This window comes from Amycolatopsis sp. CFH S0740 (assembly GCF_004522315.1).
Taxonomy (GTDB): Bacteria; Actinomycetota; Actinomycetes; order Mycobacteriales; family Pseudonocardiaceae; genus Amycolatopsis; species Amycolatopsis nivea.
Window position 1 is genome coordinate 96,279 of sequence record NZ_SDLS01000004.1, and the last position, 25,803, is coordinate 122,081.

Below are 25,803 nucleotides of genomic sequence, written 5' to 3' on the forward strand. Positions count from 1 at the left end.
TCGGGTAAGCCGCACAAGCAGTGCACCGTTGCCGCCTGAAAGAACTCCCCGTCTCGTGCTCGGTGGTAGATCTTTCCGGTTTCGAGAATCGTTACCGGCGCTGGACGTCATCAAAGACACATCACGGAAACTCCCGCGACACGGACGAATTGCATCCGGAATACTCCCCTGGTGTTCCTGACAGTCACCACCACCCACCAGCCCGCGTCCGACCTGGGGTACCTGCTGCACAAGCACCCAGGCCGGGTGCAGTCGTTCGAGCTTTCCGCCGGGCAAGCGCACGTCTTCTACCCCGAGACGTCCGACGAGCGGTGCACCGCCGCGCTCATGCTCGAGGTCGACCCAGTGGCGCTGGTGCGCGGCAAGACCGGTGCCGGCGACGGGTTCACGCTCGGCCAGTACGTCAACGACCGTCCCTACGCGGCGTCGAGCCTGCTTTCCGTGGCGCTCAAGGAAGTTTTCCGCACCGCGCTCGCCGGGCGGTGCAAGTCGCATCCGGAGCTGGCGGCCGCTGCGATCCCGCTCGACATCCGGGTGCCCGCCTGTCCGGGCGGCGCCGACCTGGTGCGGCGGATGTTCGAACCCCTCGGCTGGACGGTCGAGGCCGCCGTGCTTCCGCTGGATCCGCAGTTCCCGCAGTGGGGCGATTCACGCTATGTCGACCTGCGGCTCACCGGCGAGTTCCGGCTGTCCGACGCGCTCAACCACGTCTACGTGCTGCTTCCGGTCCTCGACAACGCGAAGCATTACTGGGTCAGCGAAGAGGAGATCGACAAGCTGCTGCGCGCCGGCGGCGACTGGCTCGCCGGGCATCCCGAGAAGGAGCTGATCACCCGCCGCTACCTCGCGCATCGCCGGGCATTGACGACCGCTGCGTTGACGCGACTGGCCGAAGTGGACGATTCCGAGCCCGAGGAAATCGACAACGCGCTCGCTGCGCCCGCGGTCCTCGAAGCGCCGGATCGTCCGGTGCCGTTGGCCGAGCAGCGGCGCGGCACGATCATGGCCGTCCTCCGGTCGCTGCAAGCGCGTTCGGTCGGCGACTTCGGCTGCGGCGAGGGCGCGCTGGTGCGCGACCTGCTGGCCGAGAAGTCGGTGGAGCGGATCGTGGCCACGGACGTCTCGGCTCGCGCGCTGCAGGTCGCGGCGCGGAAGCTGCGGCTGGAGCGCAGGTCCGAAATGGAGCGTTCGAGGCTGGAAATGCTGCAGTCCTCGCTCACCTACCGCGACGACCGGCTCGCCGGGCTCGACGCGGCGGTGCTGATGGAGGTCGTCGAGCACGTCGACCCGCCGCGGCTCGAAGCGCTGGAGCGCACGGTGTTCGAGTTCGCCGCGCCGCGTGCGGTCATCGTGACCACGCCCAACCGCGAGTACAACGTGCGTTTCGAGTCGCTGCCCGCGGGCAAGCTGCGTCACCGCGACCACCGTTTCGAGTGGACGCGCGCCGAGTTCCGCGCGTGGGCGGAGCGGGTCGCGAGCAGTCACGGCTACGGCGTGCGGATGCTGCCGGTCGGTTCCGACGACCCCGAGGTCGGTCCGGCGACGCAGCTGGCCCTGTTCACGAAAGGAGACGCGGCATGAGCACCCTTGAGATCCCCGATCTGTGCCTCGTCGTGCTCGTCGGCGCGAGCGGGTCCGGCAAATCGACGTTCGGCCGCGCGCATTTCAAGCCGACCGAGGTGATCTCGTCGGACTTCTGCCGCGGGCTGGTGTCCGACGACGAGAACGACCAGTCGGCGACCAACGACGCGTTCGACGTCCTGCACTACATCGTCGGCAAGCGGCTCGCCGCCGGACGGCTGACCGTGATCGACGCCACCAACGTGCAGCCCGAGTCTCGCAAATCGCTGGTCGCGCTGGCGAAGGAACACGACGTCCTGCCGGTGGCGATCGTTTTGGACCCGCCGGAATCACTGTGCGTCGCGCGCAACGCCGAGCGCCCGGACCGGACCTTCGGCGCGCACGTGGTCCGGCGGCAGCGAGATCAGCTGCGCCGCGGGTTGCGGAGTCTGCAGAAGGAAGGCTTCCGGACAGTGCACGTCTTGCGTACGCCGGAGGAGACCGCAGAGGCGACGATCACGCGCGTCCCGCTGTACAACGACTTGCGGCACGAGACCGGACCGTTCGACATCGTCGGCGACATCCACGGCTGCCGCGTAGAGCTTGAAGCGCTGCTCGGCGAACTCGGCTATGCCGTCGAGCGCGACGACGAGGGCCGTGCGATCGGGGCGCGGCATCCGGAGCGACGGGCGGTGTTCGTCGGCGATCTCGTCGACCGCGGCCCGGACACACCGGGCGTGCTGCGGCTCGTCATGGGCATGGTCCGCGCGGGAAATGCCTTCTGTGTCACCGGAAACCACGAGCACAAGCTGCTGCGTGCGCTGCGCGGCCGGAACGTGCAGGTCACCCACGGGCTCGCGGAGTCGATCGAGCAGCTCGCGGCGGAGACGGCCGAATTCCGGGCCGAAGCACAGGAATTCATGGACGGCCTGATCAGCCACTACGTCCTGGACGGCGGCAAGCTGGTCGTCGCGCACGCGGGGATCACCGAACGCTTCCAGGGCCGCGCGTCCGGGCGGGTGCGGAGCTTCTGCATGTACGGGCAGAGCACCGGCGAGACCGACGAATTCGGCCTGCCCGTGCGTTATCCGTGGGCGAACGAGTACCGCGGCCGCGCGATGGTCGTCTACGGCCACACCCCGGTGCCCTCCGCGGAATGGGTGAACAACACCCTGTGCCTGGACACCGGTTGCGTATTCGGCGGGACGCTCACTGCTTTGCGGTATCCGGAAAAGGAGATCGTCTCCGTCCCGGCGGCCGAGGTCTATTACGAGCCCGCCAAGCCGTTCCCCGCCAACCCGGCCGCCGCGGAGCCGGTCGCACGGCGCGACCCGGGCGTTCTCGACGTCACCGACGTCCTGGGCCGCCGCGTGATCGAGACTGCCTACCAGAAGCGGGTCGGCGTCCGCGAGGAGAACGCCGCGGCGGCTTTGGAGGTGATGTCGCGGTTCGCGATCGACCCGCGCTGGCTGGTCTACCTGCCGCCGACGATGTCGCCGGTCGCCACCGCGACGGCCGACGGGCTGCTGGAACACCCTTCGCAGGCGTTCGACTATTTCCGCGCGGAGGGCGTGGATTCCGTGGTGTGCGAGGAAAAGCACATGGGTTCGCGCGCCGTCGCCCTGGTGTGCCGCTCGCTCGACGCGGCCCGCGCCCGCTTCGGCGCACCCGGCGACGCCCTCGGCGCGGTGTGGACGCGGACCGGACGGCATTTCTTCCCCGAAGCGCTGACGGCCGAAGCGGTCGACCGCATCCGCGCGGCCGCGGAGAAGGCCGGTCTGTTCGACGAACTCGGCTCAGACTGGCTGCTGCTCGACGGCGAACTGCTGCCGTGGAGCGTGAAGGCCGAACAGCTGCTGCGCGACCAGTACGCGGCGGTCGGCGCTGCTGCGCGCTCGGCGCTCCCGGCTGCCGTGAGCGCACTGGCCGCCGCTGACGCGTCCGGCCTCGACGTGTCCGCGTTGCTGGAGCGCACGCGTTCCCGCGCCACCAACGCGGACGCGTTCGCCGAGTCGTACCGACGCTATTGCTGGCCGACCGACGGCCTCGACGGCGTGCGCTTCGCGCCGTTCCAGGTGCTGGCGTCGGCGGGCCAGGCCCACCACAAGCGGCCGCACGATTGGCACCTCGCCCTGGCGGACCGGCTTGTCGAAAGCGGCGACGGTTTCCTGGCCCCGACGGGACGTTTGCCGGTCAACACCACCGACCCCGCCTCGGTCGCGGCGGCCGTCGACTGGTGGACCGAACTCACCGCGAGCGGCGGCGAGGGCATGGTGGTCAAACCGGCCGCCAACCTGGTCCGCGGCTCGCGCGGGCTGGCGCAGCCGGGGCTGAAGGTCCGCGGACGGGAGTACCTGCGGATCATCTACGGCCCCGACTACACCGAGGAACGCCACCTGACCCGGCTGCGGCAACGAGGCCTCGGCCACAAGCGATCGCTGGCGCTGCGGGAGTACGGCCTCGGCCTCGAAGCCTTGGACCGCCTCGCCCGCGACGAGCCGATGTGGCGCGTGCACGAGTGCGTTTTCGCCGTGCTGGCCTTGGAATCGGAGCCGGTCGACCCTCGCTTGTAGACAGTGCGGCGGCATACAGAGAGACCGGTGCGTTCCCGCGGTGTTCCGCGGAAACGCACCGGTCCCGGTGCACTCACTCAAGCCGTATACGGCGACCGCTGCTCCAACGACGGGCTCACATCCGGATGCCGGCCCTCCTGACCCGGCACCGGCGTCACCGTCGGAGCCTGCAGGTCCGTCTCCGACCGGTGCGCCCGCCGCTCGTCCCGATGCGCGATCGCGTCCGCCACGTCCTGCTCCCCGCGAATCCGCGCCAGCGCACCCAGCGTCGCCGCGTGCGCCAACGCCAGGATCAGCAACAGCACGCCCACCCGGCCGACCACGCCCGGCAAGTCGCTGCCGCCGAGGTCGACGAGCGACACCAGGGCCAGGACGCCCAGGGTCACGAGGTGGAACAACACGGTCACCAGCCGCGTCATCGACGCGCCGGCTCCGGGGTCCCCGTAGGCGTTCGCGAGGTAACGGCGGCCGCTGCGGTAGATGATCTGGCCGTCCACCAGGACCAGCGCGATCCCGATCGCGAGGAACGAGAGGTATGCGTTGGTGCTCATGCCGGGTACTCCTTTCCCTGCGTGCTCCGATCCCCCGGTTACCCGCCGTGCCGCGCCGGAAACGGGCCGTTCGGGTGCCGCCGGACGGGGATGATTGGCGGCGCGCGGGGCGGGGTAACCCGAAACGCATGGTTCAGCGCGACACGAACGGAACGGCGTGCTGACCGCGGCTTCTCCCGTGGTCGAGCTGCGTCTGCCGGCACACGGGGAACTGCTCTTCCTGGCCCGGCTGGTGGCCGAGGACGTCGCCGCCTCGGCGGAGTTCACCGTCGACGAGGTGGCCGATCTCCGGCTGGCCGTGGACGAGGCGGTCGCGGCGCAGGCCCGCCGGGCGGACGACGGCGCGGTTCTCGAATGCGCGTTCCGCTGCGCCGGCCGGATGACAGTCACCGTCGCCACCACTTCGTCGTGGGCATTCCCTCCCGGACCGGACGAGGTCGGCTGGCACATCCTGCGCGCGCTGACCGACGCGCTCGACGCCTGGACCGAACCCGCGCCCGGCACGGACGGCTGGCGGCTGTGCGTCGAGTTCGCCAAGGAACCGTTCCCTGACCAGCGCTGAGTTTTGCTTCCGCCCGAACGGGAAACCGGCCCGCATGCGCCGAGTGGACGAACTCCTCGCCGAACACGGCACGACGTTCGCCGAGGAAGCCGGGATCAAGCTGGCCGACAAACCGCAGCCGCTGTACCGGTTGCTGGTCCTCGCCACCCTGCTGTCGACGCGGATCAGCGCCGGCATCGCGGTCGCCGCCGCACGCGAACTCTCCCGTTCGGGCTGGCGCTCCCCAGCCGCGATGCGCGATTCCACGTGGCAGCAACGCGTTGACGCACTCGGCCGCGCCCACTACGTCCGATACGACGAAAGCACTTCGCACCACCTCGGCGAAGGCGCCGAGTTCATCCGCGACCAGTATCGAGACGACCTGCGCCGCATGGCCGACGCCGCCGACGGCGACCCGCGACAGCTGGAAAAGCTTATCGCCGAGTTCCCTCGGATCGGCCCGACCGGCGCGCAGATCTTCTGCCGCGAGGCACAGGCGGTGTGGCCGTGGCTGCGTCCGTACTTCGACCGAAAAGCCTTGGCCGGCGCGAAGAAAGCCGGTCTGCCCACCGATCCGAAACGTCTGGCGAAACTGGTGCCTGGCGAAGATTCGGCCCGGCTGGCCGCAGCGCTGGTGCGGCGGAGCTTGCAGCGCTAGCCCGGGTGTTCCTCGACGCCCTCCCGAACAATCGCGACCGGACACGGTGCGTGATAGGCCATCGCGTGGCTCACCGAACCGAGGAACGCACCCCGCAACGCACCGCGACCGTGCCCGCCGACCACCAGCAGCGTCGCCGATTCCGCGTGGTCCAGCAGCACCTCGGCCACGCTGCCGAGCGCGACCTCCCGCCGCACCACGACGTCCGGATGCCGCTCGCCGAGACCGGTGAGCGATTCCGCGAGCAGCCGTTCGCCCTCGTCCTCCGGGGTCTGCTGCCCCTCGCCGCCGGAGCGGGCCGGGCCGAAGACGTCCTCCGGCGGTTCCGACCACACGTGCACCGCGTGCAAGGCGCATCCGTGCCGGTCGGCGAAGTCGTACGCGTACCGCACCGCCGCGACGCTCGCCGGCGATCCGTCCACGCCGACCACCACGCGCCCGGTCTTCTTCCCCGACGGACGGACCACGACGACCGGACGCGCGCCCGTGTGCACCACCTGCGAGGCGGTCGACCCGAGCAGCAGCCGGGGCAGCCCGCCGCGGCCGGACGCGCCGACCACGATCAGCTCCGCCTGCCGTCCGATGTCCGCCAGTTCCCAGCTCGCCCGGCCGAACCGCACCCGGGTGCGCACCGGCAGCCCCGGCCGTTTCCGGCCGATCTCGGCGGCAAGAGCGGCCAGTTCCTTCTCCGCGTAGTCCACCACGGACTGATCGGCCACGATCTCGCCCGCGACCGGGGTGATCACGCCGGGCACGAAGTCCACGTTCGGCATCGGCAGCGTCATCGTCCGGACGAGCACGAGACAGGTCCCGAGCGCCTCCGCCTCGGCGGCCGCCCAGTCGACGGCCAGGCGGGCGCCGTCGGATCCGTCGTCCCCGACCACGACTCCCGGTTCGGCCCGGTCCGCTTCGTCCATCACCGGCCTCCGTTCCCGTGCGGCGCTTTCCCGGGAGGTACCCGGTCGCCTCGCCCGGCAATCGGGCCCCGCGCCCAAGCTGGCTACCCCGTCACCGCGGCTTCGGCGGGACGGGCGGCTCCGGCGGCGGCAACGGCCCCGGCCCGGGACGCGGCGGCGGGGCAGGCTCCGGCGGGAACGGCGGCACCGGCTCCGGCGGCGACGGGACGGGCTCCGGTCCAGGCGGCACGGGGTGCACCATGACGGGCTCTTTCCTCAGTCGAATCCTCCGTACCCGGCTACCCGGCGGAGCGGCTCCGGACACCTCGGATCCGGCGGTCGGTCGCGCTGCCCGAGTGGGGAAACCGAGTCCGTGCTCCGCATGCTGCGTCTGCTGCTGAGGAAGCGAAACCCGTATCGGACGCCCCCGACCGCGACGAGAGCCGGAAGCCCGCGCCCGGAGCTCAGCAAGCCGTGCCCGACTCGCGATCACCCGAGCCCACGTCCCCGGCCGTTCCCCACGCAGAGAGCCGGAAGCCAGCCGCTGCTCAACCGGCAAAAACCCATCCCCGCCACGCGATCGCCCGGCCAGTGCCCTCGACACCCCGCCCGCGTACCCGGCCGTCACACCGGGTCGGGCTCCCCCAGCTCCGCGACCGGCCCGTCCAGTTCCTCGTGCCGGGCGGCGAGCGTGCCCGCCAGGTGCACCAGCTTCACGTTCAGCTGCTGCGAGGTCCGGCGCAGCAGGTCGAACGCCTGCTGCGCGTCGAGCCCGCGGCGGGCCATGATGATGCCCTTCGCCTGGCCGATCACGTCGCGGCTGTCCAGCGCGCGCCGCAACTGGGCCTGGTTCAGCTCGTTCCGGGTTACCGCGTCCGTTTCGGCCACCGCGAGGGTCGCGTGGGTGGCCAGGAGCAGCACGACGTCGCGGTCGGCGTCGGTCAAGCCGCCGGGAGTGCGCGAGTAGAGGTTGAGCGCGCCGGAGAACCGCGACACGGCGTCGTCGACCAGTGCGGTCGCCAGCACCGCGCGCCAGCCCAGCTCGGCTGCCGCCGGGGACCACCGCGGCCACTGCGCGTCCCGGCACAGGTCAGCGGCTTCCAGGAACTCGGATCGGTCCGGCACCGCCGCGTCGTGGCACGGGCCTTCCTCGAGCTTGTACTGCAGCAGGTCCAGGTCGGCGGCCGCCGGATCGGTGTAGGCCGCGGTGTGGAAGTTGCCGTCCGGCGCGCGCAGGGTGATCGACACCAGGTCCGCGGCGGGCACCAGCGACGCCGTCGCGCTCACGATCAACTGCAAAACGTCGCCGACGCTCTGTGCGGCAAGCAGCATCTCCGTGAGCGACCGGAACTCCTCGCCGGAAGGTCGCAGCGATTCGTCCTCGAACGCCAGCGCCTCAGACGCCGACTCGGAGAACGGGACGCCCTCCTCTTCGAGCACCTGGCGAGCCACCCCGCCCTCCCGGCACGCGAATACCGCTTCGCTCGGCTGGGCGGTCTCGCGCAGCGCGGCGAGGTCTTCGCTGGAGAACGAGGTCAGCTCGCTCAGTTCGAAGACCACCATTCGCGGCTCCGCGGCCAGCGCCTCGCCCACCTCGCCGCGCAACCCCGCGGGGTCGCCGCTCAGCCGGACCACGGCCGAGCAATCGACCTTCCCGCCGCTTCCGCCTTCCACAGTTCCCTCTCCTCCGGCCCGGACTTTCCCAGCGCCTGCCAAAGTACTCGGATCGCGGACGCGCGGCAGTCCCCTTCGCAGCCCCGCCCAGCTCGCGGGCACAGTTCAGGCCCGGCCCCTCCGCGAGGGCCGGGCCGGGTGAACAGGGTTAACCGACCTCCGCCGCCAGCGTCCGCGAGGCGGCAGTCGATTCGACGGCATCGGCAAGGCGTGCGACCACTCGCAGCTCCCGGTCGAGCCCGAGAACGCGCAGCGGCCGCAGAACGGCGCGCTGTGCGGCGACCACGACGAACGCGACGCCCGCCAGGGAAGCCTCCCGCGCGGCTTCGACCAGCACTTCCAGGCCGCTGACCGAGCAGAACGTCAGCCCGGAGACGTCGACGACCAGGACCCGCGGGGCCAGCCCGGTCTCCTCGGCCAGGACGTCCCGGAGCCGGTCGGTGCAGCGCCGGTCCAGTTCGTCGGACACCGCGACGACGGTTTCGTCCGCGGTGGCGGTGATTACGGTGCGCGCCGATGCGCCCGGCAGGCAAGCGAACGTTTCGTGCATCGAGCCCTCCTCGCAGATGCGAGACCGGGCCGAATCAGTGCGGCCCGGCCCCGGGCCCGGGTCAAGCGGGCCGCTTGGGGTCAGGCGACGGCACGTGGGCTGAACCGCTCCTGCACCGACCGTACCGCAGCGCAGTGCCCGCGACCAGCCCGAATCCGGCCCCGTCGGCAGCACTGTGGACTGTCCGGGCCGCGTCCTCGCCCGTGGAACCGTTCCGCACCCGGCGGTTCCGATCGTCCACAATGGACTCGAACCCGCGAGGTTTCGCCCGGACCGGCCCGGGTACCCGAACAGCATGGCGACCATCCACGCGACCGCGAGCCCGGACTTGTCCGAACTGCCCCCGGCCGACATCCGCCCGCAGCGGGCGTCGGCCCGCGACACCGGACGCATCCTCGCGCGGGTGGTCGCCCCCACCGTCGGCATCGGACTGATCAAACGCCGTCCCCGCGCGATGGCCGCGGCGCAGAAACTGCACGTCGACCGCTCGGGCATCCGCCTGCTGCACGACCTGCGCGCCCGCTACGGGCCCGGTCCGCTCGACCTGCCGGTCCCGGGCCGCTCGTTCCGCCTGGTGCTCGAGGCGAACCACGTCGGCTCGCTGCTGGCGGGCACGCCGAGCCCGTTCAGTCCGGACACCACCGAAAAAGACGCGGCCCTGCGCCATTTCCAGCCGCACGGCGTCCTGATCTCCGGCGGTGCCAACCGCGCGCGGCGGCGGAAGCTCAACGAAACCGTCCTCGAACCAGGCCGGGCCGCACACGAACTCGCGGGCACCTGGGCAGACACCATCCGCACCGAGGCGCACGAAATGCTTTCCGGCTTCCCCGACCTCGACGCGACCCAGTTCACCGAGCACTTCTGGACGATCATCCGCAAGATCGTGCTCGGCGGCGACACCACGGCCGACCGGCGCGTCACCGATCTGCTGGACCAGCTGCGGCTCAACGCCAACTGGGCGTTCGCGCACCCGCGCCGCGAGGACCAGCGCCGCCAGTTCCAGTCTTTGCTCGACCGTCAGCTCGGCCTGGACCGCCCGGGCAGCCTCGGCGCGGCGATGGCGAACCAGCCGGCCGCTGCGGAGGACGATCCGACCGGGCAGGTGCCGCACTGGCTGTTCGCCTTCGACGCCGCCGCGATCGCCACCCTGCGCGCACTTGCCTTGCTCGCAACGCATCCCGACGAGCTCGCCGAGGCCCGCCGGGAAGTCGCCGAAGCGGATCTCTCGAAGCCGCAACAGCTTCCGTACTTGCGCGCCTGTGTCCTGGAGTCCATCCGGCTCTGGCCGACGACACCCGCCCTGCTGCGCGAAAGCACCGAGGACACCGCGTGGGGCCCCGAGGGAACGTCGTTCCTGATCTACACGCCGTTCTTCCATCGCGACCCGGAAACGTTGCCGTACGCGGATTCCTTCGTCCCGGACATCTGGCTGGACGGCCGCGCCAAAGCCAATCCCGCGCTCGTGCCGTTCAGCGCCGGACCTGGCGTGTGCCCGGGCCGCGACGTCGTGCTCTTCACCGCCTCAACGCTGCTCGCCGCGCTGGTGCAGCAAGCGGGTTTCGCGCCGCGAGGCACCGCCGCCGACCTCCAGCCGGGACGGCTCCCCGCGACGCTCAACCACTTCGGCATCCGGTTCGCGCTGTCCTGAGCCTTCAGGTCCGTGAAGGGCTCCTCGAGGGAATCTGATTCCCTCGAGGAGCCGTTCACGGACCGCTGCTGAGTTCGCCTTACTTCAGCCGTTCCAGCAGCGCGTCGCAGAACGCGGGCAGGTCGTCCGGATTCCGCGACGTGATCACGCCGTCGTCCGTCACGACTTCGCGGTCAACCCACTCCGCACCAGCGTTGCGCAGGTCCGTCTGCAGCGACGGCCACGACGTCACCGTCCGGCCGCGCGCCAATCCGGACTCGGCGAGCAGCCAGGGACCGTGGCACACGGCCGCGACCGGCTTGCCCGCGGCGGCCGTTTCCCGGACCAGCGCGACCATCGGCTCGCTGGTGCGGATCTTGTCCGGCGAGTACCCGCCGGGCACCACGACCGCGTCGAAGTCCGCCGCGGCCACGTCGTCCACGGCCTGGTCGGTCGTGATTTCGGTGCCGTGCAACGCGGTCAGCTTCTTGCCCTTCGCCAGGCCGACCACCACCGGCTCGTGCCCGGCGGAGCGCAACCGCTCGCACGGCACCCGGAATTCGTCGTCCTCGGTCATTTCGTCCACGAGCACTGCCACGCGGGCCATGCTGTTCTCCTTTCGCTACGGATCTTGTGCGGGGTTCGCTACCCCGCGGTCAGCTCGGACGTTCCACGTCGCCGCGCCACGCACCCGTTTCGCGTCCGCGCTGTTCGATGAACTGCTTGAACCGCAGCATGTCGCCCTTCACGCGCCGGTCGAGGATGCCGAGCTTGTCGGCGGCGTTCTCGGCGAGGCCCTCGGGGTCGAGCTCCATCTGCGCGGTGACGCGCGTCTTGGTGTCCCCCAGCCGGTGGAAGGTGATCACCCCGGCGTGGTCCGGCCCGGAGTCCGAGCGCCACGCGACCCGCTCGTCCGGGTGCTGCTCGGTGATCGTCGCGTCGAACTCCCTGCCGACGCCGCCGAACCGGGTCACCCAGTGCGTGTGCGTGGCGTCGAGCTGGCGGATCTCCTCCACGCCCTCCATGAACTCGGGGAACGATTCGAACTGCGTCCACTGGTTGTACGCGGTCGGCACCGGGACGTCCACGTCCACGATTTCGGTGATCGTGCTGCTCATGCGCTCCTCCTCGCCATCGGGTACCGGACCCGGGTGCCCGGGACGCGGCGGGGCGAAACCGGCGCGATTGCGCGGCCGCGCTCCGGGTACCCGTCGAGCGAAAGGAGGCCGCCCATGCGAGTCGTGATCGTCGGCGGCGGGTTCGCCGGGTACCACGCGGCGCACAAACTGCTGCGCAGCCTCGGGGACCGCGCCGAGATCGTCGTGCTGAACCCCACCGACTATTTCCTGTACCTGCCGTTGCTGCCGGAGGTGGCCAGCGGGATCGTCGACCCCCGGCACGTCGCGGTGTCCATTCCGGACACTCTGCGCGGCGTGCGGCTGGCGCTGGGCACCGCCGGATCGGTCGACCTCGACGCCCGCACCGTGACCTACACCGACCCCGAGGACCGCGAGCGGAAGCTGGGCTACGACCGGCTGATCCTCGCCGCGGGCAGCGTCAACAAGCTGCTGCCGATCCCCGGCGTCGCCGAGTGCGCGCACGGATTCCGCGGCCTGCCCGAAGCGCTGTACCTGCGCGACCACGTGACCCGGCAGATCGAACTGGCCGCCGCGACCGACGACCAGGCCGAGCGCGACGCCCGGTGCACGTTCGTCGTCGTCGGCGCGGGGTACACCGGCACGGAGGTCGCCGCACAGGGCCCGGAGTTCACCGCTGCCCTCGCGCGCCGCCACCCCGAACTCGAGGGGCAGCAGATTCGCTGGCTGCTGCTGGACATCGCCGAACGCGTGCTGCCCGAACTGGACCCCCGGCTCGGCGCCACCGCCGACCGGGTGCTGCGCGAGCGCGGCGTCGAGGTCCGGATGAAGACCTCGGTCGACCAGGCGGACGTCGAAGGCGTCACGCTGACCACCGGCGACGCCGTCCCGACGCACACGCTCGTGTGGTGCGTGGGCGTCCGCCCCGATCCGCTGGTCTCCGACCTCGGCCTGGAAACCGTGAAGGGCCGGCTGGTCGTCACGCCGGAGCTGAACGTGCCGGGCCGCGACGACGTGTTCGCCTGCGGCGACGCGGCGGCGGTGCCGGACCTGACCCGTCCCGGCGAAACCACGCCGATGACCGCGCAACACGCGCAGCGGCAAGGAAAACTGGCCGGGAACAACGTCGCCGCGTCGCTCGGCGTCGGCCGCGCGCGCAAGTACCGGCACCACGACCTCGGCTTCGCGGTCGACCTCGGGTCCGGCCAGGGCGCGGCCAATCCGCTGCACATCCCCCTGGCGGGCCTTCCCGCCCGGCTGGTGACCCGCGGCTACCACCTGCTGTCGCTGCCGGGAAACCGCCTGCGCACCGCGACCGACTGGGCGCTGGAGAAGGCGGGCCGGCGACAGACTGTCCAGCTGGGACTCGTCCGTTCCGGCGCGGTCCCGCTGGACACCGCCTCGCCCGAGCTGCCGCGAACCCGGTGAGGCTGTCCCGAAAATTGGGAGGAAGAATCCGAAATGGACACACACGAACTGCGCGCGCTGCTGACCGACGGACCGTTCGTCTCGGTGCACTTCGACGAATCGCACGACACCGAGGACGCGGCGAAGCAATTGCGGTTGCGGCTCAAGGAGATTGAGGCCGCGCTCGAGGACCAGGGCGCTGACCGGCCGAGCGTCGATGCCGTCCTGCGCGCCGTTGAAGAAAGCTCGCCGCCGGTCGGCCGGGCCGGGCGCACGCTCGTCGCCGCGCACGGCAACGTCCTGCTCGACCGGCGGCTCGCGGCTCCGCCGCCGACGCAGGTGGCGCGTTTCTCCGCGCTGCCGTACTTCCTGCCGACCGTGAGCCATCTGGAAGAAGCGCCCGCGCATCTGGTCGTGCTCGTCGATCGGACCGGCGCGGACATCGAGGTGCACCGACCGGACGGCAGTGTCGAAACCGAGACCGTGCACGGGCAGGAGCACCCGGTGCACAAGGTTCGCGGCGGCGGTCCCGCACACCGCGACATCCAGTCGCACGCCGAGCAGACCGCGCACAACAACCTTTCGGAGATCGCCGATCACCTCGCGAAGACCGCCGAACGCGTGCGGCCGCGAGCGATCGTGCTGGCCGGCGAGGTCCAAGCCCGCACCGAACTGCACGAGCGCCTGCCCGAACCGGCCCGTTCGCTCGCCGCGGAGGTCGACGCGGGCAGCCGAGCCTCCGGTGCCGGCCGGGCCGACCTGAACCGGGCCGTGCACGAAGTGCTTACCGGGCAACGATTGCGCGAGCTGGACGATCTTGCCGAACGCTTCCGTGCCGACGCCGCTCGCGAATCGGCCTTGGCGGTCACGGGATTGTCCGCCGTCACCGCTGCCCTGGCGGAGGCGAATGTCGAGACGCTGCTAGTCGGCGACTCCGGCGAGGCCAGTGTGTACACCGGTTCGGAACCGACGCAGGTCGGCGTCGCCCAATCCCGTTTGGACGCACTCGGCGTGGCCGACCCAGCCCGTCGACGCGCGGACGAAGCCCTGCCCTACGCGGCGGTGGCAGTCGGCGCGGACGTCGTGGTGATCGACGAACGGCTCGACCTGACCGACGGATTCGGCGCGCTGCTGCGCCACCCGTGACCCACAGCTGTGCCCGGGTGCCTCGACACCCGGGCCCAGCTTCCTCGATCCGCTACCGCAACGCAGGCAACAACTCCCGCTCCGCGAACTTCATGAACTCCGGCTGATACTCCGGCCCACCGACGCTAGATCCGTGAACCCGGCCTGCACGACGAGCACCTCGACCTGACCGATGGATTCGGCGCGCTGCTGCGCCACCCGTGACACACAGCTGGGCCCGGGCGCCTCGACACCCGGGCCCAGCTTCCTCGATCCGCTACCGCAACGCAGGCAACAACTCCCGCTCCGCGAACTTCATGAACTCCGGCTGATACTCCGGCCCACCGACGCTAGATCCGTGAACCCGGCCTGCACGACGAGCACCTCGACCTGACCGATGGATTCGGCGCGCTGCTGCGCCACCCGTGACACACAGCTGGGCCCGGGCGCCTCGACACCCGGGCCCAGCTTCCTCGATCCGCTACCGCAACGCAGGCAACAACTCCCGCTCCGCGAACTTCATGAACTCCGGCTGATGCTCCGGCCCACCGACGCTAGATCCGTGAACCCGGCCTGCACGACGAGCACCTCGACCTGACCGATGGATTCGGCGCGCTGCTGCGCCACCCGTGACACACAGCTGGGCCCGGGCGCCTCGACACCCGGGCCCAGCTTCCTCGATCCGCTACCGCAACGCAGGCAACAACTCCCGCTCCGCGAACTTCATGAACTCCGGCTGATGCTCCGGCCCACCGATCTGCACCAACGCCAGATCCGTGAACCCCGCCTGCGCGAACTGCTTCGCCGCGTCCACAATGGGCCCGGCATCCGGACCGCACGGAATCCCCGCCGCCACGTCGTCCTCGCGCACGTACTGGGTCGCCGCGTCGAACGCCTGCGTTCCCGGCAGTTCCGCGTTCACCGGCCAGCCCGAGCCGAACCACCGGAACTGCTCGTGCGCCCGCCGGATCGCCGCCCCGCGGTCCGGGTCCCAGCAGACCGGCAGCTGCCCGATCTTGCGCGTCGGCGGTCCGAGCCGCTCGTGGTCCCATTCCGTGCACAGCTCGGCTTTCGGCTCGACCGCGACCATCGCGTCGGCGACCGGCGCGAACCGCTTCACCGACTTCGGGCCGGACACCGCGATCGCGATCGGCACCCGGGTCGGCGACAGGTCCCACAGCTTCGCCCCGTCGGCCCGGTAGTGCTTTCCGGTGTAGGTGAACGTTCCGCCGTCGAACAGGCCGCCGATGATCTGGACGGCCTCGGCGAGCCGGTCGTGCCGGACCGACACCGACGGCCAGCCCATGCCGACGACGTGCTCGTTCAGGTTCTCCCCCGAGCCGAGCCCGAGGGTGAACCGGCCGTCGGACAGCAACTGCACCGTCGCCGCCTTCTGCGCGACCACCACCGGGTGGTACCGCATGGTCGGGCAGGTCACGAGCGTCATGAGTTCGAGCTGTTCGGTCGCCTGGGCCACCGCGCCGAGCACGCTCCACGCGTACGGTGCGTGCCCCTGTTCGGCCAGCCACGGCGAATAGTGGTCGCTGCAGGCCGCGAAGTCGAATCCGGCCTGCTCAGCGGCGGTCGCGCAGCCGACCAGCTCGCGCGGCCCGGTCTGTTCAGTCATCAAGGTGTAGCCGATGCGCATGTTCTCCCCCGTTCGACGGGCTTTCTGCTCGCGGCGCCAGCGCTTGCGGCTGCCCCGGAACCTCTCCGCCGCCCGGTTACCCGGTGCGGGGCGAGTTCACCCGTGCTGTCTGTCCGAAGGAGACTTCCCAGGTCAGGACCCGGCCAGCGCCGCGTCGACGGTCGGGTACAGCGGCAGGGTCTGCTCCAGCCCGGTGAGCTGGATGGGCCGCATCGTCGCCCGGCCGGACGCGACGATCCGCAGGCTGGCTCCGGACGCCCGGTGCTGGGTGATGGTCACCAGCGCGGTCAGCCCGGCGGAGGCCAGGAATTCCACCGCGGCGAGGTCCAGCACCAGCACCGGCGGAGCCCCGGCGAGCGCCTCGTCGACCGCGGCGGTCAGCAGCGGCGCGGTGACCATGTCGACCTCGCCGTACACCGCCAGCACCGCGACCGGGGGCCGGTCCTCCCGCTCGACGCGGAATTCGGGCACCGGGTCGGCACTGGGGTCGGTCGGCTCGTCCATCGTCACGGTCCCGTCCTCGGTAGTTCCTGCCGGGCAGGCGGCCCGGCCACCACCCCATGATGCCCGTCCGGGCCCGCCGACGCAGGCGAGCGGGGAATCAGCCGCTTCGTCCGGTTTCCCGGCGGCCCCGGAGCCGGCGCGCTCCCTTACGCCATTTGCCTGAATTCCTGCCGTCGAACCGATCAACGCGGTGACAAATTCACGGTGCGTGTCCGGGAATGCCCGCGGACCGCATTCTCCGCCGAAGTCATGTTTCACTCGAGCGAGTGAGGGTATCCGGGAGTAAGCACGCGACATTCCCCACCGAGAGAAGAAAGACGAGGTTCTCCCCGTGATTGTTCTCGGCGTCATTCTGCTCGTGATCGGGTTCATCACCTCGATCCAGATTTTGTGGAGCATCGGGATCGCCCTCGTAGTGATCGGCGCGATCCTGGCGGTGCTCGGCGGGACCGGACGCCGTATCGGCGGCCGCGCGCATTGGTACTGACCGCACGGAAAAGGAAATGCACGCCAAGGCTCACAGAGCCTTGGCGTGCTCTTCGTTCAGGCGAGCGCCGCCAGTTCCCGGGCAGCCCGCACTGTCGTCCACTCCCGTTCCCGGGCAAGCGCCAGTACTGAATTCGTCGTGTCACCGATAGCGTCGATCTTCGCGTTCACCGCCGCCTCGTCCATTCCGAGTTCTTCGCGGCCGACCGCGTGAATGATCCCGCCCGCACTCGCCACGACATCCGGAATCCACGTGACTCCCCGGTCGCGCAACACCGTCGCTACCTCCTCGGCGGCGATCTGGTTGTTCGCCGGTCCCACGATCAGCGACGCACCGCAAGCGGCGGCCGACTCGACCGTCAGCAAGCCGCCCGTCGCCGCAGGCACGAGCACGTCCAGTGGCTCCCGCACCAGGTCGGCCGTGGTCCAAGCGGCACCGAGCCGCTCCGCGACCGGCCGCAGCCCGTTGTCGACGTCGGTGACCACCACCTTCGCGCCGCGCTCGATCAGCGCTTCGCAGATCAGCCGCCCGACGCTGCCGAACCCGAGCACGCCGATCCGCGACCCGTCGACCGAGCCTGGCGCGACCCCGGCCTCAAGCGCCGCCAGGACTCCCCTCGCCGTCGCCACGCTCGACGTCCCGCTGCCGCCCTGGCTCTCCGGACGGCAGAACGCCCAGCCGTGCGCGAGCCGGTGGATCTCCGCCATGTCCTCGGACGTCGACCCGATGTCCGGCCCGGTGCGGTACCGCCCGCCCAGCGCGGCGATCGCCTCGGTGATGTCGGCGATCAGGTCCGGCCGCCGCGCCGGGTCGATCCCATCCGCGGGCAGCGCCGCCACGGTTTTGCCACCCCCGTAGGGAAGACCGGCCAGTGCGCACTTCGTGGTCATCGCCGCCGAAAGCCGCAGCGCGTCGTCCGCCCCGTCCCGCCACGACGGGTACGCCTTGATCCGGCACCCGCCGATCGCCGGACCGCGCGCCGTCGAATGGATCGCGACGGCGATCGCGACCCCCGACCTAGCCCCGCGGACGACCTGCAGTGCTTCCCCGGCAAAACTCTCTGTTCGGTTCACGGACGCAACACTGCCCCTTCCACCGCCTGGTCGGAGCACCGACGGTGATATGTTCGGCAAATGAGCGAATCTCCGAACCTCGATCGGATCGACAGCCTCATCGTCCGCGAACTCCAGCAGGACGCCCGGATCCCGATGCGCGACCTGGCCGAGCGCGTCGGCGTCGCGGCGTCGACCTGTTCCGACCGGATCGGCAGGCTGCAGGCGCGCCAGGTGCTGACCGGATTCCACGCCGAGGTCGACCTGCCCGCGCTGGGCCGGTCGGTGCAGGCCATGGTGTTCGCCCAGATCCGCCCGCTCAGCCAGCCGATCATCGACCGCTTCCGTCGCGACGCGCTCGCCATGCCCGAGGTGATGGCCGTCTTCGTGCTCGCCGGCGGCGACGATTTCCTGCTGCACGTCGCGGTCCCGGACGTCTCCCGGCTGCACACGTTCCTCGTCGAGGATCTCAGCAGCCGCAAGGAGGTCGTGCAGTTCCGCAGTTCGATCGTGTTCGACCACAGCCGGAAGCGGGCGATCGAGAACCTCGCCGGGGAGCAGTGACCCCTCGGCCATCGGCCGGGACGGCTCGCCCTCAGCCCAGGTCGGCCTCCGGACGGATCTCGATCGCCGTCCCCGCATGATGCATTTCCAGCACCACCAGTTCGTTCTTCCCCTTCCGCCACAACGACTTCGGCGCGTACAGCGTCTTCTGCGGCCCGATCTTCCAGTACCGGCCGAGGTTGAACCCGTTCAGCCACACCACGCCCTTCTCCCAGCCGGGCAGGGCGACGAACCCGTCCGCGGGCTCGGCGACCTCGACGGTCGCGCGGTGGAAGGCCGGGCCGGCGCCCGGCGGAGCGGACGAGAACCGCAGCCGGGACAGGTCGTCCAGGGGCAGCGGACGGATCTCCCAGCCGAACAGCTTCTGCTGGGTGTTCATCGCGACCCAGCCGTCGATGCCCTTCCGATCGGCCAGGTACGGGCCGTAGTTCACCCGGCCCATCGGGTCGACCAGGATGTCCAGGCGCGTCCGCGGTCTCTCCAGCTTCAGCTCCAGCGTCCCGTCCGGATGGTTGCGGTCCAGGATCCCCAGCTGCACCCCGTCGGCGAACACCAGTGCCCGGTCCGCCAGGCCGTGGATGCTCAGCGGGCCGGAATGCGGGCCTTGCACAGTCGTGCGGTAGTGGATCAGGCCGGTCGACTGTCCCAGTCGTTCTATGGAGACCGGCTGGGCCGAGCGGACCACTGTGGACAGTGCGGGCAGCGAGTCCAGAAGGGACACTGAGCCGGACGGAGTGACCGACTGCGCGGGCTGGCGCGGCGAGCGAGCGGGCGGCGGGACCACTGGTTGCTTGGTGTACTTGGTGATCACCGACTGCAACGCGGTGAACTTCGCGCCGACGTCGCCTGCCTCGCCGACCGGGGAATCGTAGTCGTAGCTGGTCACGGTGGGCTGATATTGCAGTCCGGAGGTGTTGGCGCCAGCAGTGAAGCCGTAGTTGGTGCCGCCGCAGGCCATGTACAGGTTTACCGACGCGCCCGTCGCCAGCAGCTGATCGATGTGGGCGGCGGTTTGCTGCGCATCGGTGGTGTGGTGCGCCTCGCCCCAGTGGTCGAACCAGCCGTCCCAGTACTCGGCCATCATGACCGGCGCTCCGGGACGGAAGGCTTTCAGCGCGGCGATGCTCGGCGCTGGGTCGCCGTCGCCGGTGCCGACCTCCAGTGTTCCCGGCAGCTCGCCGAAGCGCATGAAGAATTCGGAAGCACCGTCGGCGACGAACAGGAGACTCGTCATTCCGCGTGCGCGCAGGCTGTCCCGCAGGTGTGCGAGATAGCTCGTGTCGTTGCCGTAGCTGCCGTATTCGTTCTCGATCTGCACGGCCACGACCGGGCCGCCGTGTTGCGCTTCCAGCGGGGCCAGCTGCGGGATCAGCTGGTCGTACCACGCGTCGACGGCCTTGAGGTAAGCCGGATCGGCGCAGCGCAGCTCCATGTCCCGGTCGGCGAGCAGCCAGGCGGGCAGGCCGCCGAATTCCCATTCCGCGCAGATGTACGGGCTCGGGCGGACGATGACTTGGAATCCGAGGTCGCCCGCCAGCCGGATGAATCCCGCGAGATCGCGGTCGCCGCGGAAATTCGCTCGGCCGGGCGCCGGCTGGTGGAAATTCCACGCCACATAGGTTTCGACCGTGTTGAGGCCCAGCGCTTTGAGCCGCGACAACCGGTCGTGCCACTGGTCCGGGCGCAGCCGGAAGTAGTGGATCGCGCCGGAAACGATCTGGAACGGCTTGCCGTCCAGCAAGAACCGGTCGCCGGACACGCTCAGCCCGCGCCGGCCGGCCGCACCCGCCGGTCCGGCGAACACCGTGCTCGCGGCGACCGCGGCCGCGCCGCCGAGGAAGCTCCTCCTGCTCACGTCCATCCCTCCCCCGCTCATCCGGCGGTCACCGCGCGGACCTGGACGAGGAATGCGTCGAGCACGCCGTCGCCCACGAGGGCCTGCCGCACGCCCCACCGGTTGCTCTTGCCGGTCTTCACCGCTTCCGCCCGCTTGACCAGCGCGTCCGCGGCCGCGGTCAGACGCTGGGCCGTGGCGTCGTCACCGCGGGTCGTTGCGGCGAGGGCGTCGAGTCGGGTCACCATCGCGTCGCCCCAGAGCGCGGTCGCGTCCAGCCACGGGCCCGCCTCGCTGACGAACGCGCTCTGCACCTGCCCGCCCCGGATCACGGCGGGAGCGTTGCGGATCTGTTCGGCGTAGGAGCGCAGTTTGCCGAGCGCACGGTGGTCGCCGGCATTCCAGTGCTGCCAGAACTCGGCGACCCGGGCCGCGAGAACCGGCGCTTGCGGCTGCCACGGCGTCGGCCCGAAGACGGGTGCCAGGTGTTCGAGGTCCGCGAACACTTTCAGCGCGGCGGTCGCGCGCTGGTCGTTCCAGGAGAAGTCGGCGACCCCGAACTCGGCGACCTCGCTGGCCGCCTCCTGGTTCATCGGATTCGAGACGATCCCGTTGAGATATTTCGACAGCCCCGCTTCGCGATGCGCGTACGGCGCGAGCAGCAACCGTCCGGCGGACTGCTCGTAATCGTTGACCGGGTAGTTATCCCAGAGGAACACCTTTCGACCGTACACAGTGGACACCTGCTGTGCTTCGTCGTTCGTGACGCTCGGCGGCACCACCGCGGTACCGGTCCACTGCACGACTACGGACGGGTCGAGGTTCTCCCGTAGTTGCGTCTTGTACGGCGAGTCCTTGAGGTCGCTGTACTCCGTCGGCACCGTCTGCAATGGACGGACGCCGTCGTGCGTCTTCACGAAGTTCTTGGTGATCTCGTTGAGCAACGAAACCTGCGCCTTGCCCGCGGCGGCCTGACCGGGCGCGCCGAACGCCGCCTGGTCGCCGGCGCAATTCCACTTGGTGTACGAGATGTCGTCGAACGGCAGGGAGAACGAGCGCACGCCGAGGTCGTACACCGCCTGGAATTTCGCTTTCACCGCGGCGACGTCCTGCGGCGACGAGAAGCAGATCGAGACCCCGGGCGACAACGCGTAGGTGAAGTCGACGTGGTTCGCGTTCGCCGTGCGGACAAGCTGACCGAGCGCGGCCAGCTCCTGCTGCGGATACGGATCCCGCCACTGTGCCCGCAGATACGCGTCGTCCTTTGCACTGTAGATGTAGGTATTCGCCTTGGTTTCGCCGAGGAACTTGATCTGCCGCACCCGGTCGTCGTTCGTCCACGGCGGACCGTAGAAGCCTTCGATCGACCCGCGCAGCGCCATGTTCGGCCAGTCTCGTACCGCGACACCGCTCAATGCCCAGCTGTGTCCACTTCGGACGAACAGCTGCCGCAACGTCTGCACGCCGTAGTATTGCCCGGCAGCATCCCTGCCCTTGATCGTCACGCCGTCGCGGCGCACAGCAAGCGAATAGCCCTCCGCCTGCGTTGGCGCGTCTCCGCTATTGCTGAGCCGGATGACGAACCCGCGCTGCGATCCCGTGTTGAACTTCTTGACTCCGTGCTGTTTCAACAGGTCGAGCAAGAGATCTTTGGCCGGGCCGTCAGTCGTGCTGTCGGTGACCAGTCCCACCGAGGACGGCAGCGATACGTCGCCAGCATCGCGGTCGATCTGTTGCGGCGTCGGGGAAACCACTGGTATCTGACCTGGCTTGGCCGAGGCCGGTTGGACGATGGTCAGGGCACTCGTCGCGACAGCAGCGGCGAGCCAAACTCTGCGGCGTAGAGTCATGACTTCCTCTCAGGCGGCGGGGACAGTGCGGTACAACGCGAAGGTAGCCAGGTAAGGCGTCGCCCGCGACTGCGTGACGACCACGCGCAGGTGACGGGCGGTGACCGGCGACGAGAGGGTGACGAGACGGTTGGCGCCGATCGTGGTGACAGTCGCGACCGTGCGCCAGGAACCGTCCACTTCGGCCTGTACGGTCGCGCCCTCGACGTGCTGACCGTGGGTGATGTCCTCCCCCAGCCGGATCTGGTCGAAGGTGGCCGCCTTCGGCAACACCACGTCCATCGTCCCGGCGAGCGCACCGCGCGGCGGCGACCACGACGTGGTCAGCGAGGAATCCGTGACCGCGTCCAGCCCTCGCGCGCCGGCGGCGAGGTTCACCGACTGTGTCCTGGCGATGGCCTGCCCGAAGGACGCCAACGCGGCGGCATCGGCCGGAGCAACGCGACCGTCCGGGCCAGGCGGAACGTTCAGCAGCAACGAGGCATTGCGTCCCACCGAGGCGCGATAAAGATCGACGAGTTGCGCGGGCGTTTTCGGTTGTTCGTCCGGGTGGTAGAACCAGCCCGGCCGGATTGATACGTCAGCTTCGGCCGGTGCCCATTCCAGGTACCGCACGGACGGGTCGGCGAGCACCTGCCGCGACCCGAGATCGGCGCCCTCCGCGCCGCCGACAAACAACTCCTCGTTGTGCGCGGTGTTCGGATCGCCCGTGGTCGGCAACGCGCTCCACTCGGTCTCCCGAGCTTGGCCCCGCTCGTTGCCGACCCAGCGCACGCCCGCCGGTCCGGCGAACGTGACGGTGTCCGGCGACAGCGCGTGAATCATCCGGAACCAGGCCGTGAAGTCGTAGGTTTCGCTGATTCCGTTGCCGCGCCAGGGATTCGCCCCGTCCAGCCACAGCTCGTCAATGGGCCCGTACTGCGTGAACAGTTCGTAGATCTGGTTCAGGTAATAGGTGTTGTAATCGTCCTCGGTCACGGTGAATTTCGGCAGTTTCCCGGCGGCGAGGGCCGCGGCGCGGTCGTCGTTCGGGACCAGCGACGGAATGGTGCGGACCTTCGCCGCGCTGCCCGTGCCGTACCGCCCTTGACCAGCAGGCGTGTTCGCGCGGTCGTCGTAAGTCGCCTGCTCCTCGATGCTCAACGGCTGCCCCGCGGCGACCTTCGCCTCGACCCGTTTCACCTGGTCCGCGAAGAACTCCTTGGGCAACTCGGCGCCGTCCGCCGGCGACAGGTAAACGCCGACCTTCAGCCCGGCTTTCCGCGCGGAATCGACGTAGTCGCGCAGAATGTCCCCCCGCGGATTGGCGCACCCGGCGGCGCGGACCTGCCAGTACGCGGACGGATCCTGCGCCCGCCCGTTCTGCGCCGCTGCACGGGCCTTCGTCACCGCGTCGTCGGCACATCCGGGCGTGACCCACCACGGACTCGCGACGACGGAGTGATTCGTGTAGCGCGTCGGATAGAGGACGAACCCGTCGTGGTGCTTCGCGGTCAGCATCACCTGCGTCACGCCGGCCGCCTTCATCGACCGCATCCACTGGTCGGTGTCGACCGCGGTAGGCGCGAACGTCGACTCCTTTTCCGCGCCGGAACCCCATTCCCGGTCGGTGAAGGTGTTCATGCCGAAGTGCGTGAACGCGGTGACCGGCCGCTGCTGCCAGGCAATCTGCCCGGAGCGCGGCACGGTCGCGGCGGCCTTGGCGAGAATCCGGTCCATGCCGTCGCACGACTGCACTGCCTGAATCGCGGCCGGCCGGATCGGCCCATGGCAGGCGGCGGTTTCCGCGGCGGCGGGAACGGCGGTGCCCCCAGCCGCCAGTACCGCGGCAAGCGCCAGGCTCGCGGGAATCGACACGGCGGTCCTCCTGTCGGATCCGTGACCGAACGGTGACGGCGGGGAGCGTAAGTCGGGTATCCATCGGATGTCTAGACCTAATCGGCGGAGGAGGTCCCGCTTTCACCCAGCCGCCGAGGCTTGGATCAGCGCTGTTCCAAGCCTTCTGCTCGCGGCTCCTCGGCGGACGTGGCGGAGGCCCAGTGATCTGATGGATCGTGCCGATCGCGCGCACACCGTCGAGATCGCCCGGTGACCGCGTGTTCTGCCGTTCGGAGGTATCGCGACCGGAAGCCCCGCTGGATACTGCGATACGGGGAGTCGCTAGTCAGCGACCAGGAGTGATACCTCATGAACAGGAATTGTCTCCGCACGGTTCTCGCGATCGCAGTCGTCACCCTCGGCGCCGGTCCGCCGGCGCCAGCATCGGCGACCGCAGGCCATGCCCGGCAGCAGCTCGCCGCGGGCGATTGGCCGACCTATCACCACGACAACGCCCGCACCGGCGAAGCCGTGGATCTCGCTCCGTTGGGCACTCTCGGCACGGCCTGGCAGGCCACTTTGGACGGTGCGGTGTACGGACAGCCGCTGGTGGTCGGCGGTCAGATCCTTGCTGCCACGGAGAATGACACCGTTTACGCGCTCGACCCGGCCACCGGCGCGGTCCGCTGGTCGGCGCACATCGGCGAACCGGCGAGAAGAGCCGAGCTGCCGTGCGGGAACATCGACCCGCTCGGCATCACCGGCACCATGGCCTACGACCAGGCCACGTCCCGGGTTTTCGCGCTGGCCGAGCTCACCGGCGGGCAGCACGTGCTGGTCGGGGTGAACGTCACCACCGGCGCGGTGGAGGTGCGCACCGAACTGGAACCGCCTAAGGGCGACCGGCTGGCGCACCAGCAGCGAGCGGCGCTGACCGTGCTCGGCGACCGCGTGTACGTGGCGTACGGCGGGCTGGCCGGCGACTGCGCGAACTACATCGGTTCCGTAGTGTCGGCGACCACCAGCGGGGCTAACCCGATCGGTTACAGCGTGCCGACCACCAGGGAAGCCGGGATCTGGGCGCCAGGCGGCGGCGTGGTCGACGGGCAGCGGCTGCTCTACGCGGTCGGCAACGGCGAATCCACCACGGGCTACGACGACAGCGATTCCGTGCTGGCCTTGTCGCCGACGCTGCAGCGGGTGGACCTGTTCGCCCCGGACACCTGGGCCGACGACAACGCGCAGGACCTCGATCTCGGTTCGTCCAGCCCGACCCTGCTCGGCGATCACGTCATCGCGGTCGGCAAACGCGGCACCGGATACGTGCTGCACCACGACAATCTCGGCGGAATCGGCGGGCAGCAGGCCAAGGCGGAGATCTGCCAGTCCTTCGGCGGCAGCTCGACCAAGGGCGACACCGCGTACCTGCCGTGCAACGACGGCCCCCGCGCGGTCCGCATCGCAGCGGACGGCACCCCCACCGTGGCGTGGCACGCCGAGGGGACCGCGAACGGCTCGCCGACCGTGGGCGGCGGCGCGGTATGGGTGACGGACTGGAACGACGGTGTGCTGTACGCGCTGTCACCGGCTGACGGAACCGTACTGGCTCAGCTGGACGTCGGCGCTCTTCCGCATTTCGCCTCGCCCACTTTGTCCGGCGATCACGCCTACGTGGGCACGATGACCGGTGTGGTGGCGGTGTCCGGTGCCTGACTGAACCGCTCCGGACGAGTTCGCCCCGATCCCCGGACGGCCGTGTCCGGGGATCGGGGCTGGTTCCGCGAGCG

General features: G+C 70.1%; 22 protein-coding genes. 10 read left to right on the top strand and 12 right to left on the bottom strand.

The annotated features are described in order from the left end of the window. Nucleotides 1–171: 171 nt before the first annotated feature. Together EIZ45_RS09145 and EIZ45_RS09150 are read left to right on the top strand one after the other, a co-directional pair. On the top strand, nucleotides 172–1,581 hold the full coding sequence (locus EIZ45_RS09145) for a 3' terminal RNA ribose 2'-O-methyltransferase Hen1 (RefSeq protein ID WP_167756388.1): 1,410 nt from the start codon (nucleotides 172–174) through the stop codon (nucleotides 1,579–1,581). Beyond that, entirely contained in the window at nucleotides 1,578–4,133 is a 2,556-nt protein-coding gene (locus EIZ45_RS09150; protein ID WP_134662236.1) for a polynucleotide kinase-phosphatase, read from the top strand. The genes EIZ45_RS09145 and EIZ45_RS09150 overlap by 4 nt, the downstream gene beginning before the upstream one ends. 77 nt (nucleotides 4,134–4,210) lie before the next feature. Here EIZ45_RS09150 and EIZ45_RS09155 read toward each other — a convergent pair whose 3' ends face one another. Continuing rightward, on the bottom strand, nucleotides 4,211–4,684 hold the full coding sequence (locus EIZ45_RS09155) for a hypothetical protein (RefSeq protein WP_134662237.1): 474 nt from the start codon (nucleotides 4,682–4,684) through the stop codon (nucleotides 4,211–4,213). A 178-nt stretch (nucleotides 4,685–4,862) separates the two neighbouring features. On the opposite strand from EIZ45_RS09155, the gene EIZ45_RS09160 reads away from it, so the two are divergent. Then, complete coding sequence (locus EIZ45_RS09160) at nucleotides 4,863–5,246, top strand: anti-sigma factor (RefSeq protein WP_134662238.1); 384 nt, start codon at nucleotides 4,863–4,865, stop codon at nucleotides 5,244–5,246. Between the two features lie 34 nt (nucleotides 5,247–5,280). After that, nucleotides 5,281–5,883, top strand: a complete 603-nt coding sequence (locus EIZ45_RS09165) for an endonuclease (RefSeq protein ID WP_134662239.1) — start codon at nucleotides 5,281–5,283, stop codon at nucleotides 5,881–5,883. On the opposite strand, the gene EIZ45_RS09170 is transcribed toward EIZ45_RS09165, so the two are convergent. The 3 genes from EIZ45_RS09170 to EIZ45_RS46025 all read right to left on the bottom strand — a co-directional run bounded on the left by EIZ45_RS09170 (nucleotide 5,880) and on the right by EIZ45_RS46025 (nucleotide 9,003). Then, nucleotides 5,880–6,800, bottom strand: coding sequence for a universal stress protein (locus EIZ45_RS09170; protein WP_205669838.1), 921 nt, complete (start codon nucleotides 6,798–6,800; stop codon nucleotides 5,880–5,882). The genes EIZ45_RS09165 and EIZ45_RS09170 overlap by 4 nt on opposite strands. 603 nt (nucleotides 6,801–7,403) lie before the next feature. Then, nucleotides 7,404–8,453, bottom strand: coding sequence for a GAF and ANTAR domain-containing protein (locus EIZ45_RS09175; RefSeq protein ID WP_240690565.1), 1,050 nt, complete (start codon nucleotides 8,451–8,453; stop codon nucleotides 7,404–7,406). 148 nt (nucleotides 8,454–8,601) lie between these two features. Continuing rightward, on the bottom strand, nucleotides 8,602–9,003 hold the full coding sequence (locus EIZ45_RS46025; protein ID WP_167756389.1) for an STAS domain-containing protein: 402 nt from the start codon (nucleotides 9,001–9,003) through the stop codon (nucleotides 8,602–8,604). Between the two features lie 295 nt (nucleotides 9,004–9,298). Here EIZ45_RS46025 and EIZ45_RS09185 point away from each other — a divergent pair, with 295 nt between their 5' ends. Continuing rightward, nucleotides 9,299–10,651, top strand: coding sequence for a cytochrome P450 (locus EIZ45_RS09185; RefSeq protein ID WP_134662241.1), 1,353 nt, complete (start codon nucleotides 9,299–9,301; stop codon nucleotides 10,649–10,651). Nucleotides 10,652–10,730: 79 nt separating this feature from the next. On the opposite strand, the gene EIZ45_RS09190 is transcribed toward EIZ45_RS09185, so the two are convergent. Both EIZ45_RS09190 and EIZ45_RS09195 read right to left on the bottom strand, forming a co-directional pair. Further along, the gene (locus tag EIZ45_RS09190; RefSeq protein ID WP_043840094.1) at nucleotides 10,731–11,237 is read right to left on the bottom strand and encodes a type 1 glutamine amidotransferase domain-containing protein; all 507 of its coding nucleotides are present in this window, start codon (nucleotides 11,235–11,237) and stop codon (nucleotides 10,731–10,733) included. Nucleotides 11,238–11,286: 49 nt separating this feature from the next. Then, nucleotides 11,287–11,748, bottom strand: a complete 462-nt coding sequence (locus EIZ45_RS09195) for an SRPBCC family protein (RefSeq protein ID WP_134662242.1) — start codon at nucleotides 11,746–11,748, stop codon at nucleotides 11,287–11,289. Between the two features lie 114 nt (nucleotides 11,749–11,862). Here EIZ45_RS09195 and EIZ45_RS09200 point away from each other — a divergent pair, with 114 nt between their 5' ends. Both EIZ45_RS09200 and EIZ45_RS09205 read left to right on the top strand, forming a co-directional pair. Next, a complete protein-coding gene (locus EIZ45_RS09200) occupies nucleotides 11,863–13,155 on the top strand; it encodes an NAD(P)/FAD-dependent oxidoreductase (RefSeq protein WP_134662243.1) in 1,293 nt (430 codons plus the stop codon). Nucleotides 13,156–13,188: 33 nt separating this feature from the next. Continuing rightward, nucleotides 13,189–14,280: a Vms1/Ankzf1 family peptidyl-tRNA hydrolase gene (locus tag EIZ45_RS09205; RefSeq protein ID WP_134662244.1), complete on the top strand. Its 1,092-nt coding sequence runs from the start codon at nucleotides 13,189–13,191 to the stop codon at nucleotides 14,278–14,280. 664 nt (nucleotides 14,281–14,944) lie between these two features. Here EIZ45_RS09205 and EIZ45_RS09210 read toward each other — a convergent pair. After that, nucleotides 14,945–15,907, bottom strand: coding sequence for a TIGR03557 family F420-dependent LLM class oxidoreductase (locus tag EIZ45_RS09210; protein ID WP_134662245.1), 963 nt, complete (start codon nucleotides 15,905–15,907; stop codon nucleotides 14,945–14,947). 132 nt (nucleotides 15,908–16,039) lie between these two features. Further along, complete coding sequence (locus EIZ45_RS09215; RefSeq protein ID WP_134662455.1) at nucleotides 16,040–16,411, bottom strand: STAS domain-containing protein; 372 nt, start codon at nucleotides 16,409–16,411, stop codon at nucleotides 16,040–16,042. Nucleotides 16,412–16,742: 331 nt separating this feature from the next. Between EIZ45_RS09215 and EIZ45_RS46030 the strand changes: the two genes are divergently transcribed. Then, nucleotides 16,743–16,898, top strand: a complete 156-nt coding sequence (locus tag EIZ45_RS46030) for a hypothetical protein (RefSeq protein WP_086024889.1) — start codon at nucleotides 16,743–16,745, stop codon at nucleotides 16,896–16,898. Nucleotides 16,899–16,954: 56 nt separating this feature from the next. Here the strand turns inward: EIZ45_RS46030 and EIZ45_RS09220 are convergent, their stop codons facing one another. Further along, nucleotides 16,955–17,971, bottom strand: a complete 1,017-nt coding sequence (locus EIZ45_RS09220; protein WP_167754198.1) for a Glu/Leu/Phe/Val dehydrogenase — start codon at nucleotides 17,969–17,971, stop codon at nucleotides 16,955–16,957. 60 nt (nucleotides 17,972–18,031) lie between these two features. Here EIZ45_RS09220 and EIZ45_RS09225 point away from each other — a divergent pair, with 60 nt between their 5' ends. Next, nucleotides 18,032–18,514, top strand: a complete 483-nt coding sequence (locus tag EIZ45_RS09225; protein ID WP_134662247.1) for an Lrp/AsnC family transcriptional regulator — start codon at nucleotides 18,032–18,034, stop codon at nucleotides 18,512–18,514. A 31-nt stretch (nucleotides 18,515–18,545) separates the two neighbouring features. Here EIZ45_RS09225 and EIZ45_RS09230 read toward each other — a convergent pair whose 3' ends face one another. Genes EIZ45_RS09230 through EIZ45_RS09240 form a run of 3 tightly spaced genes read right to left on the bottom strand, consistent with a single transcriptional unit; the run spans nucleotide 18,546 to nucleotide 24,055 of the window. Further along, entirely contained in the window at nucleotides 18,546–20,375 is a 1,830-nt protein-coding gene (locus tag EIZ45_RS09230) for a beta-galactosidase (RefSeq protein ID WP_134662456.1), read from the bottom strand. Between the two features lie 11 nt (nucleotides 20,376–20,386). Then, complete coding sequence (locus tag EIZ45_RS09235) at nucleotides 20,387–22,198, bottom strand: beta-N-acetylglucosaminidase domain-containing protein (protein WP_134662248.1); 1,812 nt, start codon at nucleotides 22,196–22,198, stop codon at nucleotides 20,387–20,389. 9 nt (nucleotides 22,199–22,207) lie between these two features. Then, nucleotides 22,208–24,055: an alpha-L-fucosidase gene (locus tag EIZ45_RS09240; protein ID WP_205671772.1), complete on the bottom strand. Its 1,848-nt coding sequence runs from the start codon at nucleotides 24,053–24,055 to the stop codon at nucleotides 22,208–22,210. Between the two features lie 330 nt (nucleotides 24,056–24,385). Here EIZ45_RS09240 and EIZ45_RS09245 point away from each other — a divergent pair, with 330 nt between their 5' ends. After that, nucleotides 24,386–25,729: a PQQ-binding-like beta-propeller repeat protein gene (locus EIZ45_RS09245; RefSeq protein WP_134662249.1), complete on the top strand. Its 1,344-nt coding sequence runs from the start codon at nucleotides 24,386–24,388 to the stop codon at nucleotides 25,727–25,729. Nucleotides 25,730–25,803 lie beyond the last annotated feature (74 nt).

Coding starts and splice junctions, on each gene's coding strand:
- EIZ45_RS09150 (WP_134662236.1), top strand. CDS start 1,578: ATGAGCACCCTTGAGATCCCCGATCTGTGCCTCGTCGTGCTCGTCGGC.
- EIZ45_RS09155 (WP_134662237.1), bottom strand. CDS start 4,684: ATGAGCACCAACGCATACCTCTCGTTCCTCGCGATCGGGATCGCGCTG.
- EIZ45_RS09165 (WP_134662239.1), top strand. CDS start 5,281: ATGCGCCGAGTGGACGAACTCCTCGCCGAACACGGCACGACGTTCGCC.
- EIZ45_RS09170 (WP_205669838.1), bottom strand. CDS start 6,800: ATGGACGAAGCGGACCGGGCCGAACCGGGAGTCGTGGTCGGGGACGAC.
- EIZ45_RS46025 (WP_167756389.1), bottom strand. CDS start 9,003: ATGCACGAAACGTTCGCTTGCCTGCCGGGCGCATCGGCGCGCACCGTA.
- EIZ45_RS09185 (WP_134662241.1), top strand. CDS start 9,299: ATGGCGACCATCCACGCGACCGCGAGCCCGGACTTGTCCGAACTGCCC.
- EIZ45_RS09190 (WP_043840094.1), bottom strand. CDS start 11,237: ATGGCCCGCGTGGCAGTGCTCGTGGACGAAATGACCGAGGACGACGAA.
- EIZ45_RS09195 (WP_134662242.1), bottom strand. CDS start 11,748: ATGAGCAGCACGATCACCGAAATCGTGGACGTGGACGTCCCGGTGCCG.
- EIZ45_RS09200 (WP_134662243.1), top strand. CDS start 11,863: ATGCGAGTCGTGATCGTCGGCGGCGGGTTCGCCGGGTACCACGCGGCG.
- EIZ45_RS09205 (WP_134662244.1), top strand. CDS start 13,189: ATGGACACACACGAACTGCGCGCGCTGCTGACCGACGGACCGTTCGTC.
- EIZ45_RS09210 (WP_134662245.1), bottom strand. CDS start 15,907: ATGCGCATCGGCTACACCTTGATGACTGAACAGACCGGGCCGCGCGAG.
- EIZ45_RS09215 (WP_134662455.1), bottom strand. CDS start 16,411: ATGGACGAGCCGACCGACCCCAGTGCCGACCCGGTGCCCGAATTCCGC.
- EIZ45_RS09225 (WP_134662247.1), top strand. CDS start 18,032: ATGAGCGAATCTCCGAACCTCGATCGGATCGACAGCCTCATCGTCCGC.
- EIZ45_RS09230 (WP_134662456.1), bottom strand. CDS start 20,375: ATGGACGTGAGCAGGAGGAGCTTCCTCGGCGGCGCGGCCGCGGTCGCC.
- EIZ45_RS09235 (WP_134662248.1), bottom strand. CDS start 22,198: ATGACTCTACGCCGCAGAGTTTGGCTCGCCGCTGCTGTCGCGACGAGT.
- EIZ45_RS09245 (WP_134662249.1), top strand. CDS start 24,386: ATGAACAGGAATTGTCTCCGCACGGTTCTCGCGATCGCAGTCGTCACC.